Here is a 271-nt window from a genome sequence, read left to right as displayed (position 1 = left end):
GGCGGTCTGAACCGTATCGACACCTCCGGCGCAGCAGCTGACGGCTCTGGCGTACAAGATCTGTCCCTGACAGCAGGCCAGGTCAAACTGGTTGCTGGCGTGATTGACGCTTCTGCAGAACTGGCGAACGTCACTGTTCGCGTTTCCACCAACACATCCGCAGTCAATGGCGGCCAAAAAATCACCATGGGTGCCGGTAACGACACCGTGATCTTCGATAACATCCAAGACACACGTGCTGGTCTGACCATCTCCGACACCGTTGCTGGTG

1 protein-coding gene is annotated in these 271 nt (G+C 57.2%); it reads left to right on the top strand.

The genetic code is table 11. The features are described 5' to 3' along the window. The coding region (locus ACO0LH_RS28635) for a hypothetical protein (protein ID WP_422944549.1) at positions 1-271 on the top strand (271 nt) is incomplete at both ends.

It is taken from the genome of Undibacterium sp. TJN19 (assembly GCF_049339485.1).
GTDB lineage: Bacteria > Pseudomonadota > Gammaproteobacteria > Burkholderiales > Burkholderiaceae_D > Undibacterium.
The sequence above is the reverse complement of the archived record's forward strand: the minus strand, read 5'-3'. Positions and strand labels throughout refer to the sequence as shown.